Below are 19,681 nucleotides of genomic sequence, written 5' to 3'. Positions count from 1 at the left end.
GCCAGAACCAATTATTGATGAATGCCGGATACTTCTCACGCAAAGTAATTGACTGCATTTTGAAATAATTTCAATCCGTCACCCGCTCCACGTTCAGGTCTGCGTGTCCAACTGGGGTGATGCGTTGCTTTGATAAACCGTTCTGGATGAGGCATCAGACCTAGAACCCGACCGGAGACATCGCTTAAGCCTGCGATATTGGCGACTGATCCATTTGGATTATACTCTTCAGAAAGGACCTCATCATTGGCAGAATGGGAGTCATCACAATAACGAACTGCGATTTGCCGATTCGCTTTCCAGGAATTCAGCAAGTCATCATTGGCGACACACAATTTGCCTTCGGCATGCGCGAGCGGCATTTCAATGGTCTCAATACCCTTCAGAAACACATTTTGCGGACTGTCGACGACCATTTTTACCCAGCGGGCGGTATATTTTCCGTTATTGTTCCAGGTTAATGTCGCTTCGCGTTCAAATTCTGGTCCGGGTGTCCAGTCTTCAGTTCCATTGGGTAAGATGCCCGATTTGAGCAGCACCTGAAAACCATTGCAGATTCCCAGTGTGAGCGTGTTTCTCTGGAGATGAGCATGCAGTAAGTCGCCCATCTTGCGGCGAATCTGTCCAGCAAAAATCACCCCGGCTCCGATATCGTCTCCATAACTGAAACCGCCGGGAATGCAGAGAATCTGATAATCCTGCAGGCGTTCGGGAGACTCCGTCAGTTCAAATACATGGACATTGTCCACCTTTCCACCGGCCTGCTCGAAGGCATAGCAGGTTTCGTGGTCGCTATTGGTCCCGGGGGCTCGAAGAACGCAGATTCGGGGAGTCGAACTCATCAGACTGATTTTCCTTAGGATTTCAGGGGAGTTGACTTCACTCGCCATTTCCTGAAATCATGCAACTGTTCAAAATTCGTCGCTGCCTTGTGTGATGACCCTTGATTCGGGAAAATACACGAGCATTGTGATGATGCTAATCATCAAACCACAATTCATCCACCATTGGGACCGAGAAACTCACACTCAAATTGAGATCCGCTGGAAAAGGGAATGAATCGACAGTAACTCATCACGAATTAATGATTTTAAAGTGGGTGGCGGGGGCGCTCAGCTTTAGCGGAAGCCCCCGACAGTTCGACGTTTCGGGGACTTCTCTTCGAGAACGCCCACAGCCATTCATTTGAATGATCAACAAGAATTTCAAATCGAGGAAAAAACATCACTGAGACATCAATCAGCACTGATGAGACCGACACGGAAGCCACCTTGCTGCCAGTTCTCCAGCAGTATTGGGGATATTCCGCATTTCGCCCATTACAGAAAGAAGCCATGGAATCAGTCATGGCTCGACAGGATTCACTGGTTGTACTGCCGACTGGAGGCGGGAAATCGCTCTGCTATCAGGTTCCCGCTCTGGCCCGCGAAGGGATGATGGTGGTCGTTTCTCCACTGATCGCACTGATGAAGGATCAGGTCGATGTCCTGATCGATAATGGGATCTCGGCTGCAGCCGTCAACAGCACGCTTTCTGTGGACGAACGGCGAATGATCGCCCAGCAGATTGAAGCGGGTGAAATCAAATTGCTGTACGTCGCCCCCGAGCGACTTTGCACCGCGAAGATGATCGATTTTCTCTCGAAACAGAAAATCTCCGCGATCGCAGTCGACGAAGCTCATTGCATCAGCACCTGGGGACACAACTTCCGACCAGAGTATCGGCTGCTGGGAGAATTGCGAAATAAGCTTCCCGATGTCGACATGCACGCCTACACGGCCACCGCGACCGAGCAGGTTCGTCACGATATCTGCGAACAGTTGCAGCTGAAGGCTCCTGTGGTTTTAACCGGAAACTTCGATCGGCCCAATTTGATCTACCGCATCCAACGTCGACAAAGCCTGCAAACACAGGTACGAAAGGTGATCGACAGATACCCCGACTCGGCAGGCATCATATATTGTATCAGTCGTCGTCAGGTCGATGAGTTATCCGCTGCTCTCAAGGAAGCTGGCTATCGAGCGCTGGCTTATCATGCCGGGCTGGAAAATGGAGAACGGCATCGGGCTCAGGATGCCTTTCTGAAAGAAGAAGTAGACATCATTGTGGCGACGGTGGCGTTTGGGATGGGCATCGACAAATCGAATGTCCGCTATGTCATACACGCCTCGGCTACAAAATCTCTGGAGAATTACCAGCAGGAAACCGGCCGGGCCGGCCGAGATGGTCTGCACTCGGAATGCGTGCTCTTTTACAGCGGAAACGATTTTGCCACCTGGAAACGAATGCTGAGCGATTTAACGGGTGATGCCGCGCTGGCAGCCGAGGAGCAACTCAAAACCAAGTCCCGATACTGCAGTTCTCTGACCTGTCGACACCGAGCTTTGGTCGAGCATTTTGGCCAGCAGTATGAAAAAGAAAATTGCGGAGCCTGCGACGTTTGTCTGGGTGAAGTCGAATTGATGCCCGATTCACTCGTCATCGCCCAGAAAATTCTTTCGTGCGTCGTTCGAGTCGATCAACGTTTTGGAGCCGATTATGTCGCTAATGTGCTAATCGGTTCACGAGACCAGCGCATTCTTGATAATGGTCATAACGAACTGACGACTTACAATCTCCTCAAGGGCTTCACCAAAAGCACGATCCGTGGCTGGATAGACCAGTTGATTGACCAGGAATGTCTGCTTAGAGAAGAAGAGCATCAGACGATCAAACTCACTCCTAACGGTCGCCAGGTCTTGCACGGTGAAATTGAGCCGCGACTGCTGCAGGCGACGAAGAAATCCAGCACGACGAAAGCCGAGAAGCCGGAACTTCAGCCCGATGACCAGCTGTTATTTGAGGAATTACGGGCAGAACGTCGGGAGATTGCCAGCGAGAAAGGAATCGCTCCGTTCATTGTGTTCAGTGATGTTTCGTTAATCGACATGGCACAAAAACGTCCTCAAACAGAAGCCGAGTTCCTGAACATCCACGGCGTCGGCCAAACCAAAGCCGACCAGTACGCGGCTCGATTTATCGAACGGATCAAAACCTATTGTGAAAACGAAGCGGAATCGAATTTGTAAATTGATCTGCTCACGTTTTTGATTTTCGCCCCCTGTAGAGAGTCATCATTGCGCAATTTCGAGTAGAATAACTTCAGGCATTGATACAGCTCATCAGCATAAATAGTTCTGCTCGTAATTGATTTCAACGTGCGACGTTATACACCAGAGCAACAACAACGACTCTCTCAGCAGGTACAGGAAGACCTTTCGGGAATTCTGGAAGGAACCGTACGCACTGACGACGGCTCCCGTTCTCTGTTCGCGACCGATGCCAGTCTGCATCAGGTTTCGCCGATTGCCGTGGTCTTTCCGGCTCATGAAGCTGATGTTGTCGCCGTTGTCCGCTATGCTGCGGATCACCAAATCCCCTTGATTCCCCGCGGTTCGGGAACAGGTCTGGCAGGTGGGTGTCTCGGCACCGGCATCATTGTCGACTTTAGCAGTTCAATGAACCAGATTCTGGAAATCCGGAAGCACACGGTTATTGTTCAACCTGGAGTCGTGCTGGACGACTTGAACAAACAGCTCAGAAAACAAGGCTATTATTTTCCGCCGGATCCTTCCAATGCATCAGTGACAACAATTGGTGGAATGATTGGCGTCGATGCAGCTGGCTCTCATGCATTGGGAGTGGGTTCGACAAGAGACTATGTCAAATCGCTGAGTGTTGTTCTGTCTGACGGTTCGCTGCATCAATTGGGACGTGAAGCTGTTCAAGCCGGGTTAGTATCGCAGTCTCCCGATACGACGAGTGAGGATCACGATCAATATGCGCGGGTTCGTGTCATCCTCAGGCGTCTTGCTGCCATTCTGAAAGATAATGATCAACTCATCCGCCAGCAGCAACCACCGCTCACCCGAAATGCTGCGGGCTACATGGTAAGAAATATTCTGAGAAAAGGAATACTCGATTTCCCACGATTATTTGTTGGATCTGAAGGTTCACTTGGCATTTGTACGCAAGCGGAATTACATATTTTGCCATTGCCGGAAAACCGTCGAGGGATGTTGCTGATTTTTCCGCGGTTTGATGAAGCAACAGATAAAATCTCTGCAATTCTCGAATTCGATCCCAGTGCCTGTGACATACTCGATCGGCGTCTGCTCACTCTGGCACGGGAAGCTTCCCCATTATACGCGACGATGATTCCTCAACATGCCGCGGCTGCTTTAATTGTCGCCTTTGACGATTATTCAGAATTCGCCATCAAAAATCGCATCGCTAAGTTTAAGGAATTTATTCAGGCAGAACTCCCCAGTTGCACGATTGTATCTCATGCTCAAAACAGTCAGGAAGTCGACGATTTATGGAAATTGCCCCGGCAAGTCGTTCCCCTGCTGGCACGAATTCAAGGGGCTGCCCGTCCTGTCCCGTTTATTGAAGATATCGTAATTCCTCCCGCCAGCATTGGTGAGTTTCTGCATCAGGCACAGCGTATTCTGCAACGCTATCAGGTGACTGCTTCACTATATGCCCATGCCGGCAGCGGTCAGCTGCATTTGCGACCCTTCCTCGAACTCCCCTCCTCAGACAACGAATCACTTTACGAATCGCTCGCACGGGACTTGTATCGCGTCGTCGGCGAATTTGGCGGCTCGATCTCGGGTGAACATGGCGATGGCTTATCGAGAACGGCCTTTATTCGCACTCAATATGGACCACTCTATCGGGTCTTCCAGCAGATTAAACAGATTTTTGATCCTCATGGGATCTTCAATCCCGATAAAATCGTCAGTGGCGATCCGCACCTGGCAGTCAGACATTTTCGCCCTGACGCCAACATGATTCAACTGCAGACCAAAGCAACCACTCATCTGAACTGGACGCCGACCGATATGGCGGTCGAAGCCTCGACATGCAATGGTTGTGGTCAATGCAAATCGACACAAGCTCAGTTACGGATGTGTCCGTTTCATCACGTTGACTGCAACGAATACACTTCGCCACGTGCTAAGGCGAATACGATTCGTCAGTATCTGTTTCAAAGTGCAGATACTGAAGTCAGCGATGCAGGTGAGATTTTGCAATCGCTCAATACTCAGGAAGTTCTCGACTCCTGTTTCAACTGCAAACAATGCCAGCTCGAATGTCCCAGTGAGGTCGATATCCCCCATTTATGGCTGGAAGCAAAAGCTCAGTCGGTTTTACAGCAGGGGCTGGATCGGGGCGACTGGTATCTTACACGGGTCGATAAACTGGCGGAATTCGGCTGGAGATTTTCCTGGCTGACCAATCCCATGTTCCATACTCGCTGGGGACGCTGGCTGCTCGAAAAGTTTTGTGGAATCGATGCCCGCAGGCGACTACCTGATCTGGCCAAGAAGCCGTATCTCGAACAGATCGAACGTCGCAATCGAAAGAACGCGAAAAGGCCGGCTCCACAGGTCCAATCCAATCGCAAACCAGTCATCCTGTTCATTGATTACTTTGCCAACTATCACGATCCTGACACTGCTCTGGCACTTGAGGCGATTCTTCGACATCACAACATTCCTTATCTCATTCCTGAAGAGCAGGTTGTCTCCGGGATGAGTATGATCAACTCGGGTGACCTGACAGCTGCCCGTGTAAAGGCTGAGCAGAACATCCGCATTCTTGGGCCTTACGCTCAGGAAGGTCATCAGATTCTCTGTCTCGAACCCTCCAGTGCAGTCTGCCTGAAACAGGAATATCCCTTCCTGATGAAGCATCCCGATGTGCAGGCGATAGCAGATCAAACTATGGAAGCGGGGAGCTTTCTGGCTCACTTGAATAGCGAGGGTTTGCTCAATACCGAATTCGTCGCATTTCCTCAAAAATTCGGCTACCACGAACCTTGTCATCAGCGTTCACTCCGCAATTCAAAACCTTATGTTCAATTGCTTTCCTTGATTCCGGAACTGCAAATCCACTTCATCGACAAAGGCTGCAGCGGTATGGCTGGCCATTTTGGACTGACTCATAAGAACTTTGAAAAATCGATTGCCATTGGTCAGGGCTTGATCGATGCGGTTGTCAACGATGAATTTGACATCGGAACCACAGAATGTGCCGGTTGCAAACTTCAGATGCAGCACCCGGCTGCGAAACCCGTTTTGCATCCTCTAAAAATCATCGCTGCAGCCTACGGATTAATTGCCATCGACTTCAAAAACTTCCCTTACAATAAAACTACCGGTTGATGGGGGGCTGGGGACGGAGCGAAGCGAAGCCCCAGATCGTCGAGCATTCTGGGGGCTCACTTCGTTCGCCCCCAGCCACCCAGCGATTATTTATAATCATGAACAATACATCAACGATCACCATCCGCCTCTTCGCCGTACTGCGAGAAATTGTCGGCCAGGATCAAGTCACAATTCCCTGGCATGAAAACTTAACCGTTGCAGAGGTTAAACAAACTCTGCAACAAACCTATCCTGAAATAGAACCCCAGTTCAAAGCGATCATGATGGCTCGAAATGGTTCCTACTGCAAACAGACTCAACTCCTGCAACCCGACGACGAAATCGCATTCATTCCCCCAGTCAGTGGTGGATAAGCCTCTTCAAAACAAATCCCATGAAAAAAACATCTCACCAAAAATTCGAATCTGACGAAACAGGATCCCTCCGGATCGAACTGACAGAATCACCAATCGACCACAGCGAACTGTTGAACTCAGTCCAGGACCACTCCTGTGGAGCATCTGTTCTGTTTCTGGGAACTGTCCGTGAATTCACAAATGGAAAACAGACCGATTCCCTGACCTATGAGGCCTATCATGAAATGGCCATCAGTGAGATCCACAAGCTGATCGAACAGGCTCGCCAGCAATGGAACGTCAAGCACATCGGTATCATCCATCGGTTGGGACCATTAGCACTTGGTGAAACGGCTGTCGCGATAGCCGTTAGTTCTCCGCATCGAGCCGACTCGTTTGCAGCTGCTCAATTTCTCATGGATGAAATCAAAAAATCTGTCCCCATATGGAAACAGGAACACTGGTCCGACGGCACCACAGAATGGGTTCATCCGAGTCAAACGTAATGAGTGATTATTGAACCGGTAGTAAACGATTGAAACAGAAAGCTGTTGATCGCAGGATGACACGACCCTGAGCAGCGAAGGGCGTGGTCAATTGCAATCGCCACGCCCATCACTTCGTTCTGGGACGTGCCGCCCAGGGACTCACTTAGGTAAGCAAGTTGGACCAAGCATTGCAATGTTCAATAAGGTATGGGGCCATCAGCTCACGACCGTATTCTGCAGGCTTCCCAGTTTTTCGATGGTGACTTCGACCGTATCGCCGTCTTTCAAGTAGACGGGAGGCTTGCGGGCATCGCCGACGCCGGAAGGGGTGCCAGTGAAAATGAGATCGCCCGGTTGCAGGGTCATAATCTGAGTGAGATGAGCGATGATTTTGTCGATACCGAAGATCAGTTCGGTGGTCGAACTCTGCTGCATTGTTTCGCCATTGAGAGTCAGCGAGATACTCAATTGATGAGGATCGCCAACTTCTTCGCATGTCACTACATAGGGACCAATTGGAGCAAAGGTATCCGGAGATTTTCCAAGCATCCATTGACCGCCCGGGCGCCCTTTCTGCCAGTCGCGAGCAGAGACATCGTTGCCGATCATGTAGCCGGCAACATAATCGAGAGCATCCGCAGCATCGACCTGATAAGCTGATTTGCCAATCACAACAACCAGTTCGGCTTCGTAATCGACTCGCTGACTCACCGCTGGCAGACGGATCGAATCCCCCGGGCCGATGATGGTATTTGCATATTTGCCAAAACAAACCGGTTCGGAAGGAATCTCCGCTTTCGTTTCCCGGGCATGATCGCCGTAGTTGAGTCCGATACAGATAATCTTCTCCGGCTTGGTAATAGGAGCTTTGATCTTGCCTTCGATGAATTTCTTTTGAGCCAGTCCACCTTGAAAAGCCCGGGTTGCACGATCAAGAACACCTTCGCGGAGGATGCCAAATAAGCAGTTGGGCAGAGAATCATCGACTGCACACAAATCAATAAACTGTGTCTGGCTCTCCGACAGTTCTACGCCGACAACTTTCAATTCCCCGGCAGATTCCAGCATCGTCAGTTTCATGGTATGTCTCGCTTGTTTGGTCGTTGTGCAGGCGAGCCGAGCCAGTTATGACTCGGGTACGTTGCCTGTATTAAAAAGTGCTTTGTGTGAGTGTACACACAATGATCGTAAAAAAACCGTGCCATGACTGGCACGGCTCGCCTCGAAACTCCTCTAATTCGCAGATTGAACATCGTGCGGAGGAGCTCCCATGATATGGTAGCCGGCGTCGACGTGCAGATTTTCTCCACTGATGCCGCTCGCCTGATCGCTCATCAGGAACATCCCCGTTTTGCCCACTTCTTCCGGAGTGATGTTCCGTCGCAGCGGTGAGAAGGACTCATAGAGTTTTGTCATCTGATCAAACTCACCCACAGCCGAGGAACTGAGTGTTTTCAGTGGTCCTGCACTCAAGGCATTCACACGGAAGCCTTCTGGGCCAAGTTCATTGGCCAGATATTCGATAGTACTTTCCAGAGCCGATTTGCAGACCCCCATAATGTTGTAACCGGGAATCACTTTCTCGCCGCCAAGGTAAGTCAAAGAAAGAATGTTTCCACCTGGCTTGAGGATCTTACGAGCCCGTGAAGCGAGAGAAATCAGACTGTAACAACTGATTTCCATCGACAGCTTGAAACCATCGCGGCTCACGTTGTGGACTGGCCCTTTCAGGTCATCCATTGGAGCATAAGCAATGGAGTGTAATACGAAATCGATTTCGCCGAATTCTTCTTTGGCTTTTGCGAAGACGGCATCGAGGTTCTCTTCGTTCTGCACATCGCAGGGGAGAATGAATTTGTCGAAATCATCAACCAGTTTTCGCAGACGACGTTCCATGCGGGGACGTTCAGGGTCTTTATCAGGCAGGTGCGTGAAGCCCATCTCGGCTCCCTCGGCGTGCAATTGCTGAGTAATTGCCCAGGCGATACTGTGATCGTTTGCAATCCCGAAAACCAACCCTTTTTTGCCTTCAAACAGGCCCATGCCGAACTCCTTGATCAATACTGAGAATCCCTTAAACCTGTGTCAAAGGGAATGTGTTTGTACGTAATTTGAATCCGCTCAGGTTATCGGTCTCAGGGCAGGCAATCAAGGTTGGCGAGTGATTTCCAATCCGATCGAGCATCTTTGATCTCTTCATAAGAGATACTTTGAGCGTTAATCGGGTTACGATTGAACATCCGCACGAAAACCACAAGAATGGATGCAGAGTATTTTGAACACCCCTTATCTATGAGACTGAAAAAATATCATGCTGGCACACATCGTCTACTTTTCGTTAAACGACAATTCTGAAGCCGCCAAAACGCAACTGGTGGATGCCTGTCATAAATACCTGAAGAATCATGCTGGCGTCGAATTTTTTGCTGCCGGAACATTGGGTGAAGAATTCAGCCGGGAAGTGAACGACAAGGGCTACGATGTCTCTCTGCATGTCTACTTCACCGACAAAGAGACTCACGATGCCTATCAAACTGTGGAAGATCACCTGACTTTTATCAAAGAAAACAAAGAGAACTGGAAACAGGTACGCGTGTTCGATTCCTGGGTCGAATCTTAAGTCGATCAATTCTTAATCATTAGACAATGGGTGGCTGGGGGCTCACTGAGTTCGACCCCAGCCACCTATTTAACGGCATACCCGGCAGTTTTGGATATCAATCGATGGATGAGCAAGCAGGCGATGGACAGCCGGGCGATCTGAAAGTCAATACTGACTCAGCTGAAGCTCATCATTCACAAGCGGACGGTCGGATCTTTCCCTGCGAGGCCTGCGGAGCCGATGTCGTTTTCAATATTGGCACTCAACATTTGAAATGTCCCTATTGTGGGCACGAACAGAAGTTGAGTATCGAAGCAGATGCCATTCTGACCGAGCACGATTTTCACGAAATGATCGAAAGTCTGCGTGAACATCACGAGACCGTGGGGGCAACAGAAGGTTTCAAAGAAGTCGATTGCGATGCCTGCGGCGGGATTGTCGTCTTTGAAGGAAATCTGACCAGTACTCGATGTCCGTATTGCGATTCACCGATTCAGCTCGACGGCATCCACGAAATGGAAACCCGCATCAAGCCGGACGGGGTACTGCCGTTTCAGGTTGATGAGAAACGGGCTAAGGGATCCATCAAAAAGTGGGTGGCCTCTCTCTGGTTTGCTCCCAACGATTTCAAAAAATCGGGCGTGGAAGGCAAACTGAATGGCGTCTACATTCCTTACTGGACGTTCGACTCCATGACGTTTGTCGCTTATGCCGGTGAACGTGGCGAAGAATATCGAGTAACCGTGGGAACAGGAAAAAACCGTCGGACAGTAACGCGAGTCCGCTGGTATCCTGCCAGTGGAAACTTTCAGCGGTTTTTTGATGACGTGCTCGTGCTCGCTTGTCAGAAGATGTCTCCCAAGCTCATTCATGGCCTGGAGCCTTGGCCATTGAATTTGAGTCTCCCGTTTACACGCGAGGCATTGGCAGGGTATCTGGCTCGTACTTACGATGTGGAACTGGAACCGGGATTTCATCAGGCCAAACCACGAATTGAGTCAGCTCTTCGCAGCGATGTCAATCGGAGAATCGGCGGCGATCGCCAGCGGATTTCCCGAATGGGAGTCGATTATTCGGCCATCACGTTCAAGTTTCTGCTCCTGCCCATCTGGCTCCTTTCCTATCGCTACAAGGGGAAGGTCTATCAGATGATGATCAACGCAGCAACCGGCAAAGTGAGCGGCGAACGTCCGTGGTCGGCCTGGAAAATTGCTGGAGCAATCGTATTGGGAGCAATTGTTGTTCTGGGTTCCTGGGCATTAATCGCTTCGATGCAGTGACAAAAGCAGACTCGGATCGTGTGTTTGCCCATTGAAATTGTCATTTTTTCCAAAACTGGAAACGCATGGCACAATTTCGATTACAGCCCTACACTCCCGTCCTTGTCTCGGAGCTATTCTGTGCATTTGCATCATTGAATGTGAGGATCGTTTCACTTTCTCCGACGTCCTGTCGAATCTTTTCGCGAATCCAAGACTGGGAGTTCTTCCATGTCTCGAAACAAACTATTTTCATCTTTAATGTACATAATCTCGGCAGCCTCATTAGTCGGCTGTTCGATGATGCCTCATGCACTGCAGCCAAAACAGTTAAGAAAATTAAATCGTGGCCCTGAACTGGGGCGCGACAGTTATAACTTTTCGATCCCCGATCCCCAGCCGGAAAAACATCAGGCCGATGGCATGATGTACGGCGATCCTTTCAATAATTAATTCCGTATTTCTCCCCTCCCAGCTTCTCCCGGAAGCGCTAATCCTCGACTTGTCGAATGGATTCATATTATGTTTCAGGATCGTCCTTACCTACAAAAACGTAAGTCCTCGTGGTCTATCTGGTGGTTCGTTGCCGTCATGGCGGCTGGATTAACGGCCTGGCATCTGGAATTGCTGCCGACCTCATGGATGACGTCACAGGAAGTTGTCATTGATGATCATCCGATGGACGATTTTCTCGATGATTATCCAACAGATCTCACCTCTGCTCAAGCCGAAATGGGAGCTCCCGCGTTCGACGATTCCGCTGCAGAAGAATTTCCTCTGGTGGACCAACAGGCAGAACCTCAGGCTCCAGTGAATAATATTACTAACATTCCTGTTCAGCTGAATGAAGCCTACGATTCCCCTCAGGGTTTTGGTTTGGATCAAACCGTGCAAATCACAACAGCAAATCCTCCCGTTCAAACACTTCCCTATCGTAAATCCGAAGCTCCTGCGATGGTGCAAACGCTACCATTCCGAGGCAATCAAGCACCTGTTCAATACGCATCCACTCAAGATTCTCCTGAAGCGATGCCAATCATTACGGCTTCTGCAACGATTTCTGACAACAATTCGATGCTCGATGCTCGACCAAATCAACAGGAACCTAAAAGGCTGGTCGCTCCCTTTGCTCTATCCGCTCTGGCTGAGCAGGATGTGATACGATTACGCGAGCTTTCGACTCTCTTCTGGAAACAACCAGGACGTCGGGCAGAGATCAGCAACGAAATCCAGATGCTCTCACACAAAATCTATTTTTCTCCCGAAATTCATTACCTGCCTGCTCATCGAGTCGAACCGAATCAGCATCTCGAAACTATTGCCCGACAATACGATATGACTTGGGAATATCTGGCAGGCCTGAATCGCATCACACCAGAAAAATTGCGAGCAGGGGCGGAGATAAAGGTTATCCAGGGGCCATTCGATGCCATTGCTGAATTGAGCAATTTTCAATTGATCGTCCACGCCCATGGCTATGTCGTCGCAACGTTCCCGATCGGGACCGGAAAAGACAGCAGCACGCCGCTGGGACAATTTCAGGTTGTGAACAAGCAACCGAACCCAACTTACTATGGTCCTGAAGAAGTCATCAAAGCCGATGATCCGAACAATCCACTTGGGGAATACTGGATCGATCTTGGCGACAGCATCGGCATCCACGGCACCAATGAGCCCGACTCGATCGGTCAAGCCTGCTCACACGGTTGCATCCGAATGCGAGACAGCGACATTTCTCAGGTTTATAATCTATTGACGACAAAATCCAGAGTGGCGATTCGAAAGTAGTGCTCTGCCGAGCCCTGAATATCATCCTCAAATTGCTATTCCGCAGGCAGTTTGTCTGCTCCTTCGTGTTGAAAATATACGACATTTAGAGTTAGATGGACCTACGTCTAAAACGATATTATCAATGCGAGTGACCCGTTCCTTACAAGGTGCGGGTTTTATTATTATCTTTGCTACAATAAACATTGCTGTGGTGAATTCGAACAAAGTTGATGTGCAAATATCATCTTCCACTTGATGAGGAACTTTAAGCATGAGCTCGCGCCCGCTCGTTGTTGTCACCGATTTTATTACCGAACCTCTCGAATACGAACATCAGATTTTAGGCGAAGTTGCAGACGTGGTTGCGATTGATGCCAATAACGAAAGTGAATTGGTCGGAGCCGTCGAGCAAGCCTCAGCTTTGATGATCTATCATGCGATTTCCCTGACCAGCGAAACCATCAATCGTCTGCAGGATTGTAAACTGATTGTCCGCTGCGGAGTCGGAATCGATAATGTCGATGGTCTGGCTGCTCGGCAGAAGGGGATTGATCTGGCGAATGTTCCCGACTACGGAACCGAAGAAGTCGCCGACTCAGCCATCGGCTTAACGCTCTCTTTAACTCGTGGGCTGCATGTGCTCAACAATCGACTGCAACGGGAAGTAGGCCCCTGGTCTTACTCACAGGTTGTCCCGAAACGTCGCCTGCGAAATCAGGTCTTTGCCATTATTGGACTGGGACGAATCGGAATTGCAACGGCCCTGCGAGCAAAAGCCTTGGGGTTTGATGTCCGCTTTTATGATCCTTACATTTGTCAGGGAATGGATAAAGCACTGGGGATCCAGCAGATTGATTCATTGCCCGAATTAGCTAAAAGTGCCTATGTATTGAGTTTGCACTGTCCACTCACACCCGGCACACAATCGATTGTCGATACAGACCTGATCCGTATGATGCCGCCGGGCGGATACATCATTAACACAGCTCGAGGAGGTTTACTTCAACCGGAAGTTGTGCTGCAGGCGATTGAGGATAATCATCTTGCCGGCGCCGGAATTGATGTCCTGCCCGACGAACCTCCTGCTCCGCAAAACCCATTGGTCAATGCGTGGCGCGATCCCAATCATCCAGCTTACGATCGCGTTATCATCAATCCTCACGCCGCTTTTTATTGCGAAGAAGGCCTGCAGGATATGCGAATCAAAGGTTCTCAAAACTGCCTTCGCGTCCTGCAGGGAATGCCTCCCGTGAATGTGGTCAATTAAAATGTGCACGGCCGTTTAATCAAATTACGATCCCAATCCGTTCAGAACCGCTTCCAGTTTTTTTCGGGCAGTCTTCGCTTCTGGATCATTGTCTTCAGCTGGGGATTCTTCCGGAAGCCTGCGACAATCGATTAATTTTCCAGTCTTGCGATGTAAACGAAACTGGCCATCGAAAACGACGAAATCGTTGCCATAGCCCCCTGTGACCCAACTGCGTGAGGAAGTTCCCTCTCCATCGAGTACATCGGCAAATGAAACTCCATCCAGATTCAGCTCGGACGTTTCCACGTTTGCCAATTCACAAAATGTCGGAAAGAGATCTGCAGTATCGATCAATTGATCACACACGGTTCCTTCAGGTATCTTTCCCGGCTTCCTCACAAGCATCGGGACGTGCATCCCGGCATCGTTCAGGTTGGTTTTTCCACCACGAACAAGGCCCGAATTCGTTCGCCTCGGGATTTTTGAATCGGTTCCATTGTCGCCAATAAAAATGACATAGGTGTTTTCAGCGATGCCCAAATCATCGACCGCTTTTGTCAAACGACCAACAAGTTGATCGAGATAGACCACCATCGCTTCGAGTGAAGCAGGTTGACCTTTGGTTTTTTCATTCGGCGTCTGACTGATCGGCCAGTGAGGCAACATCATGTTGTGATGAATACAGAACGGCCTGTCATTTTCGACGGCTGCCTTCATCTGATCGATGACATAATCGGCTAAAACATCAGGGCCGAAACGATCAGAGATGTCGTTGCGAATGTTGCCATCATGATTCAAACAGGGATTCCAGTATCGAGTTGTCTTGGCGCCTTCTCTCCAGATCTGCCAGAGGCACCACGAATCGAATCCTGCAGAGCGACAATGATCGGGATGAAATTCCAGTGTCGCCAACTGCCATTTCCCAGTCACTGATGTCTCATATCCCGCTTTTCGTAACTGTTGAGCATAAGTTGGGCGTTCCGAAAAGTTGACTGCTTTTTTCGTCCCCAGATGCACAGGAAGCACATTGTAATATCCGTGATGGATTGCATATTTGCCGGTATAAACAGACATCCGCGAAGGCGTGCAAACCGGGCTGGTATAACAGCGGGAGAACTTCATCCCCTCACTAGCCAATTGGTCCAGATAGGGAGTTTTGACTGTCTGGCCACCATAACATCCAAGCATTTCATATCCGAGATCATCCGCAAAGATGAACAGAATATTCGGGCGATCCTCCCCGGCTTTACTGTTGGACGGGAATAGAGTGATCAGAGTCAGAAAAAGAAGTGCACGAATCATCCTGGCTGGTGCTTTCGAGTTAACTGAGACTTTCAGTCAGTTCACAGATATCTGGTAAATGGCGATAGTCGTCGTTGTAGTCGAGTCCGTAGCCGACCACGAATCGGTCTTCGATCTCGAATCCGAAATAATCGGGTTCGACCGCATGGGTGGTTCTGGATTTTTTCCAAAGCAGTGTCGCGGTCTGTATCGAGGCCGGTTGCAGAACTTTGACTTTCTCCTGCAATTGAGCAAGCGTCTGACCGGTATCGAGAATATCATCAATCAGCAGTACATGTCGCCCCGCTAGACAGGGGAGGAAGTCGAGATTGACTTTCAAATTGCCGGGAGTCGTGACTTGCCCCACATAACTCGAAGCCTGAATGATTCCAACCTGATGCGGAACATTCAGATGTCGCATGAAATCGGCCAGAAACATCAGGCTGCCTGTCATTACGCCCAGCAGAGTCAGGTTTCGATCAGCATATTCTTGAGAAACCAGCTCAGCCAGTTCCTGCACCCGCTGTTGGATTTCAGCAGCGGGAATCATGATTGAAGGAACTGGAGATTTCATATCTGCCTTGCGGTTTAATATACTTTCACTCTCATGCTACTCATTCAGGACGAGCTAAACATTATAAATATCAATAACGTACGGTGTTCTGCAGGAGCAAAAACAACGACATCAGTCCCTCAAGCGATCTTGCGACTGCATAAGGTAGAGCAGAATGCTCTAATCACCAGTCGATGGCGGAGGCTCAATCAGATCTTCCCGCCATTTCATAGCCTGATCCATCGGTTCGATTCGCAGAACGACGACGCCATCCTGGAAGAGACGAACCGTTCCTGTTGACTCCGAGACCGCTATCGCAATTGAGTTTGTTGCTTTGGAAATCGCAGCCGAGGCCCAGTGTCGGGAACCGAGTCCTTTGGACAAAGTCAGTCCATCAGCCGGAGCATCGAGGATGCGACCGGCTGCGACAACGGTCCCGTCTGATGCGATGACGAATGAGCCGTCAATCTGAGCCAATTCTTTCACGCTCTCGCGAACTCGGGGGTTCCTCAATTTGCAATCCTTGCGGCTGTAACCGCGGAAAGGATCGTGCACCTGCTCGTGAGACATCTGCATCACTTTACGATGATTTCCGACCACAAACATCGTGCCGACCGATTTCCCTTCGCGGCCTTCCCGTCCGATTTCACAAGCCAAATCGACTACAAGCCGAAGTGTCTCGAGAGGGACTTGAGTTTCCAGGCGTTGCAGATCGCGGGAGGTCAAGCGGGAAAGTTGATCGCCCAGGGTGATCACGCTGATGGTGTCGACATCTTCTCTGTTAAAGACGGCATAAAGTGTGACGACCGAATCGCCATTGCTGATCAACTCATCGGCGAGACCTTCGAGCAGCGATTGTCCTAACTGATTTTGTCGCGTCCCCGGCTCATGCAGGAGTTCGATAAAATCGATGTCATCCTCTTTAGCCGCCTCTGTGACTTTAGGTTTATCCGTGGCGACGATCAGACGAATCGATTTGAATTGATTCTGAATTTCACGAAAATCGTAAGGGACTTCAGAAAGAATCAGAATGGCAGAGGACTTCAACGCCTTCGCCAGTTTGATTGAGGCTTCCAGCAGGCTGGTGACTTCTGGTGAGAGACTGTTACGATTATCACTCACTGAAGAGCTCCACATTTTGAACCGCAACCTTAGCAGTGTGCGGGTCGAAAACGACAAATTGAGGCGGTTTGAACTTCACGACAGATGAATGTCGAGTGTAAGCAAACCAGATTAATCGTCAAGCGGTGGGCATGCCCTGTTTTCAAAATGCGTAAACGCCGTACTCATTAATCGATTGCAGGGAGTCAATTCTTCGAAACCGCCTCGGCTTTTTCGGAGACAGCCGTTTCCTGCTGGAGCTTTTCGATCCGTTCATTCTGAGCATGTACGAGAGTTCCCGCTCCAAAGGCCCCGACGACTTGATCATCCACGCTGAGTGTCCTGGAAATCATCACGCCGCGAGACATGTCAAATTCTACAGAGCCGGAAGGGGTTTGAGTCATTAATCGCGTTTTGACTGCAGGATCGCGAATGATAGTGGTCAGAATCGTATATACATTAATGTGGGCAACGTCTTCTTTCACACTTTCCAGAGTGTATTTCCGCAGAAGCTTCACTTTCTCTTTCAGCTTGTCAGTCACAGGGACTTCAACTTCCAGCGTTTGTGTCCAGGTTTCTCCCAGGGCGACATCATGCTCCGGAAATACGACCAGGAAATTAATTGCAGGATCGTTTTCCAGCGATTTATCGCCATTCAAACTTTGCACATGCACCAGTTCCCCCTGTTCATTCACACGCATTCGGCAGAGAGGTTTGCCAATCGAGCTCAAAATCGACTGCATTTTGGGTGGCTGCAAATTGGGATCGGCACTATCGAAGATGGTTGGCTTGGAATCGTCGAATTGGGCGACCAGCCGGGCACGGTCGATCATCAGTTCCAAAGTGGCCTCTCCCGCCTCATTGATCGCAATCACGCGATAATGTCGCCACTGCTGAGATTCGTTGCGAACAGTTTCCGCAATTTCTTTTTTGCGTGTTGTGTAGGCAGAGCGGTCCTGCACATGGTATTTCACAAAGTGTCCCTGCTCGAATTGATACTGCAGATGATATTTAGCTTCTGCAGGATCCTCGGCTCTCGCAAAATCTGATGAACCTGCCAGAGAAATGGCAACAAGCATCAGGCATCGAAAAATTTGGGAATTCTGAAAAAACATGGTATCGCGTCCCTGCGAGTGATCAAATTTGCATTCCGGGTCTGCCTGAAAGCTAATTTGTAGCGGAATAGCCTGTTTATCACAGACTCTCAGGCGACTATTGCAGGATGCTAGCAAAGACTTCAACTGGGGACGAGATCAATTTCGCGCTTACCCGGGAAAGAATCATCCCGTTCGCAAATAGAGAACTTCGCATAAACAGCTCTTGGAATCGTGCTGGTAAAGTATTACGGAATAATGAACGCAAGTCCCGTAACAGTTGCCAATTCGACCAATACTGCTTTGGTTGTCCACTTTGGAACGCGGGGAGCATAAGGAGTGAGCGAGCCTGGTCGATCTTCAATGATTTCGTATTGGACCGAGTTTGGAGGATCGATTGTCATTAAACCAGGCAAAAATGGTACAGTGGTGAAGAACTGGGTTCCTGAAACAAGTGGTTGCCAGTAACCACGAGAATATCCATGACGTTCGAGGTTAGCTTCCTCGAAGTATAAAGGGGCATGAGTCAAATCAGAGGCATTCCAGTATTTATCCTGCGCACACCATCCCCGCGAAATCCCTGGCAAATGGCAGATCGCTGGCTGCTCAGCCGTCTTTGCTTCTCGATCCTCTGGCAGAGGTCCTTTGCTGGGCTGAATATTAATCCGCGTGTGAGCCAGCGACTTATCACCTTCCCAGGTGGCGGGGCTGAGATTGTGATCCAATGCCCGCATATCAACAGGCCCGCAAGGATTCAGGAGTTCACAATATTCAGCATGACCTTCGACATGTTCAAAGTAGAGAACATCCGGCCAGACTGGACGGCGAGCCGCTAAGGCCCAGCGGCGAGGCCAAAGATTTTGAACGGGCGCAAGTTCTTCATGGACATAACCTTGTGGAAAGCCAAAGCCATTTTCACCACAGAGGTGAATTTCCTCTTTGCTACAGAAATCTTCAGTTAGATTTCCAGTGCAATCCGACTCCACACTGGTGCCATCGACTTCGGACTCTTTTTTGAAGATCAGGCCGCCCGCCGGCTCGATGAGAGTATTTTCATTTTCCGTAAGTGGTTCGATATCAGCAGGATACGAATTCAGCTGCTCGTAGGCTGAGTTGACGACTTCTTCTCCTGTTCCTGGTTCTAACTGAGCAGTCATGATCACATCAGCTGGCTGAATTTCCTGCACAGAATTCAGCTGGAGATTTGACGTAATCCACTGATCAGGAACAACTTCTGACGCCTCGTAGGTTGTCTTCAACCACGGTTTTTCGTGAGTCAACGTGAACAGTTTTGGAAGTGCTTCTGGAACGGGTTGTTCTTGAGCATTACTTCGACTGCTGAAGCTGAGGAGGAGAATCAAACCCAGTCCCCAGCTCATCGATAATTTGTGCTGAAAGTTATGGGGAAGATATCTCATGAGAAAAAGGTCCATCTTTAATATTCGCGAAAAAATGGCAGGCAGAATCTGAAACCTTAATCGTTTCCTGTCATGCGATTGTGGAATAACTCCTCTATCGTCATCGGACCAGAACAATCGAGAAGCTGAGAGAAACCAAAAAAACTGTTACAAACCGCGCATCCTTCCCTTTTTTTACAAGGACTTTCGGAATTCAACCGGTAGAATACCGCTACAATCGATTGCTTATCAATTTTTTGCGGGCCATATCCAGAGTTGTGCGAGATGACTAATCGCCCTTAAACAAATGACAGATATAATAGAATACCTGTTTTCC

Annotated in this window: 17 protein-coding genes; 9 read left to right on the top strand and 8 right to left on the bottom strand. The window is 49.4% G+C overall.

Going from position 1 to position 19,681, the window contains the following annotated elements; all coding sequences use genetic code 11:
• Positions 1–35: 35 nt before the first annotated feature.
• On the bottom strand, positions 36–842 hold the full coding sequence (gene purQ, locus Pan54_RS23750) for a phosphoribosylformylglycinamidine synthase I (protein WP_146505922.1): 807 nt from the start codon (positions 840–842) through the stop codon (positions 36–38).
• 429 nt (positions 843–1,271) lie between these two features.
• Here purQ and recQ point away from each other — a divergent pair, with 429 nt between their 5' ends.
• The 4 genes from recQ to Pan54_RS23730 all read left to right on the top strand — a co-directional run bounded on the left by recQ (position 1,272) and on the right by Pan54_RS23730 (position 7,056).
• Positions 1,272–3,068 carry a DNA helicase RecQ gene (gene recQ / locus Pan54_RS23745; RefSeq protein ID WP_242631414.1) on the top strand — a complete coding sequence of 599 codons (1,797 nt, stop codon included), beginning with the start codon at positions 1,272–1,274 and terminating at the stop codon, positions 3,066–3,068.
• 129 nt (positions 3,069–3,197) lie between these two features.
• Positions 3,198–6,212, top strand: a complete 3,015-nt coding sequence (locus tag Pan54_RS23740) for an FAD-binding and (Fe-S)-binding domain-containing protein (protein WP_146505920.1) — start codon at positions 3,198–3,200, stop codon at positions 6,210–6,212.
• 98 nt (positions 6,213–6,310) lie between these two features.
• A complete protein-coding gene (moaD, locus tag Pan54_RS23735) occupies positions 6,311–6,568 on the top strand; it encodes a molybdopterin converting factor subunit 1 (RefSeq protein WP_165441945.1) in 258 nt (85 codons plus the stop codon).
• Positions 6,569–6,588: 20 nt separating this feature from the next.
• Complete coding sequence (locus Pan54_RS23730; protein WP_146505918.1) at positions 6,589–7,056, top strand: molybdenum cofactor biosynthesis protein MoaE; 468 nt, start codon at positions 6,589–6,591, stop codon at positions 7,054–7,056.
• Between the two features lie 198 nt (positions 7,057–7,254).
• Here Pan54_RS23730 and Pan54_RS23725 read toward each other — a convergent pair whose 3' ends face one another.
• On the bottom strand, positions 7,255–8,118 hold the full coding sequence (locus Pan54_RS23725) for a fumarylacetoacetate hydrolase family protein (RefSeq protein WP_146505917.1): 864 nt from the start codon (positions 8,116–8,118) through the stop codon (positions 7,255–7,257).
• 153 nt (positions 8,119–8,271) lie between these two features.
• Positions 8,272–9,081: an enoyl-ACP reductase FabI gene (locus Pan54_RS23720; RefSeq protein WP_146505916.1), complete on the bottom strand. Its 810-nt coding sequence runs from the start codon at positions 9,079–9,081 to the stop codon at positions 8,272–8,274.
• A 268-nt stretch (positions 9,082–9,349) separates the two neighbouring features.
• On the opposite strand from Pan54_RS23720, the gene Pan54_RS23715 reads away from it, so the two are divergent.
• The 5 genes from Pan54_RS23715 (at position 9,350) to Pan54_RS23695 (ending at position 13,936) form a co-directional block, all read left to right on the top strand.
• Positions 9,350–9,658 (top strand): Dabb family protein, encoded by a 309-nt coding sequence (locus tag Pan54_RS23715; RefSeq protein WP_146505915.1) that lies wholly within the window; start codon positions 9,350–9,352, stop codon positions 9,656–9,658.
• A 104-nt stretch (positions 9,659–9,762) separates the two neighbouring features.
• Positions 9,763–10,920, top strand: a complete 1,158-nt coding sequence (locus Pan54_RS23710) for a hypothetical protein (protein ID WP_146505914.1) — start codon at positions 9,763–9,765, stop codon at positions 10,918–10,920.
• 210 nt (positions 10,921–11,130) lie between these two features.
• Positions 11,131–11,352, top strand: a complete 222-nt coding sequence (locus tag Pan54_RS23705; RefSeq protein WP_146505913.1) for a hypothetical protein — start codon at positions 11,131–11,133, stop codon at positions 11,350–11,352.
• Positions 11,353–11,421: 69 nt separating this feature from the next.
• Complete coding sequence (locus Pan54_RS23700; RefSeq protein WP_146505912.1) at positions 11,422–12,687, top strand: L,D-transpeptidase family protein; 1,266 nt, start codon at positions 11,422–11,424, stop codon at positions 12,685–12,687.
• A 253-nt stretch (positions 12,688–12,940) separates the two neighbouring features.
• Positions 12,941–13,936 carry a C-terminal binding protein gene (locus Pan54_RS23695; RefSeq protein ID WP_146505911.1) on the top strand — a complete coding sequence of 332 codons (996 nt, stop codon included), beginning with the start codon at positions 12,941–12,943 and terminating at the stop codon, positions 13,934–13,936.
• Between the two features lie 24 nt (positions 13,937–13,960).
• Here Pan54_RS23695 and Pan54_RS23690 read toward each other — a convergent pair whose 3' ends face one another.
• The 5 genes from Pan54_RS23690 to Pan54_RS23670 all read right to left on the bottom strand — a co-directional run bounded on the left by Pan54_RS23690 (position 13,961) and on the right by Pan54_RS23670 (position 19,365).
• On the bottom strand, positions 13,961–15,220 hold the full coding sequence (locus Pan54_RS23690) for a sulfatase-like hydrolase/transferase (RefSeq protein ID WP_146505910.1): 1,260 nt from the start codon (positions 15,218–15,220) through the stop codon (positions 13,961–13,963).
• 19 nt (positions 15,221–15,239) lie between these two features.
• Positions 15,240–15,773: a hypoxanthine phosphoribosyltransferase gene (gene hpt, locus Pan54_RS23685; RefSeq protein ID WP_146505909.1), complete on the bottom strand. Its 534-nt coding sequence runs from the start codon at positions 15,771–15,773 to the stop codon at positions 15,240–15,242.
• 159 nt (positions 15,774–15,932) lie between these two features.
• Positions 15,933–16,874: a DNA integrity scanning protein DisA nucleotide-binding domain protein gene (locus tag Pan54_RS23680; RefSeq protein WP_146505908.1), complete on the bottom strand. Its 942-nt coding sequence runs from the start codon at positions 16,872–16,874 to the stop codon at positions 15,933–15,935.
• 185 nt (positions 16,875–17,059) lie between these two features.
• Complete coding sequence (locus Pan54_RS23675; RefSeq protein ID WP_146505907.1) at positions 17,060–17,968, bottom strand: DUF6263 family protein; 909 nt, start codon at positions 17,966–17,968, stop codon at positions 17,060–17,062.
• A 227-nt stretch (positions 17,969–18,195) separates the two neighbouring features.
• Positions 18,196–19,365, bottom strand: a complete 1,170-nt coding sequence (locus tag Pan54_RS23670; protein ID WP_146505906.1) for a hypothetical protein — start codon at positions 19,363–19,365, stop codon at positions 18,196–18,198.
• Positions 19,366–19,681: the final 316 nt, after the last annotated feature.

The organism is Rubinisphaera italica (assembly GCF_007859715.1).
Taxonomy (GTDB): Bacteria; Planctomycetota; Planctomycetia; order Planctomycetales; family Planctomycetaceae; genus Rubinisphaera; species Rubinisphaera italica.
Note: the sequence above shows the minus strand (reverse complement) of the source record. Positions and strands in the feature narration are given on the sequence as shown.

Coding starts and splice junctions, on each gene's coding strand:
- Pan54_RS23715 (WP_146505915.1), top strand. CDS start 9,350: ATGCTGGCACACATCGTCTACTTTTCGTTAAACGACAATTCTGAAGCC.
- Pan54_RS23690 (WP_146505910.1), bottom strand. CDS start 15,220: ATGATTCGTGCACTTCTTTTTCTGACTCTGATCACTCTATTCCCGTCC.
- Pan54_RS23700 (WP_146505912.1), top strand. CDS start 11,422: ATGTTTCAGGATCGTCCTTACCTACAAAAACGTAAGTCCTCGTGGTCT.
- Pan54_RS23695 (WP_146505911.1), top strand. CDS start 12,941: ATGAGCTCGCGCCCGCTCGTTGTTGTCACCGATTTTATTACCGAACCT.
- Pan54_RS23710 (WP_146505914.1), top strand. CDS start 9,763: ATGGATGAGCAAGCAGGCGATGGACAGCCGGGCGATCTGAAAGTCAAT.
- Pan54_RS23705 (WP_146505913.1), top strand. CDS start 11,131: ATGTCTCGAAACAAACTATTTTCATCTTTAATGTACATAATCTCGGCA.
- moaD (WP_165441945.1), top strand. CDS start 6,311: ATGAACAATACATCAACGATCACCATCCGCCTCTTCGCCGTACTGCGA.
- Pan54_RS23730 (WP_146505918.1), top strand. CDS start 6,589: ATGAAAAAAACATCTCACCAAAAATTCGAATCTGACGAAACAGGATCC.
- Pan54_RS23725 (WP_146505917.1), bottom strand. CDS start 8,118: ATGAAACTGACGATGCTGGAATCTGCCGGGGAATTGAAAGTTGTCGGC.
- Pan54_RS23670 (WP_146505906.1), bottom strand. CDS start 19,365: ATGAGATATCTTCCCCATAACTTTCAGCACAAATTATCGATGAGCTGG.
- hpt (WP_146505909.1), bottom strand. CDS start 15,773: ATGAAATCTCCAGTTCCTTCAATCATGATTCCCGCTGCTGAAATCCAA.
- Pan54_RS23720 (WP_146505916.1), bottom strand. CDS start 9,081: ATGGGCCTGTTTGAAGGCAAAAAAGGGTTGGTTTTCGGGATTGCAAAC.
- Pan54_RS23675 (WP_146505907.1), bottom strand. CDS start 17,968: ATGTTTTTTCAGAATTCCCAAATTTTTCGATGCCTGATGCTTGTTGCC.
- purQ (WP_146505922.1), bottom strand. CDS start 842: ATGAGTTCGACTCCCCGAATCTGCGTTCTTCGAGCCCCCGGGACCAAT.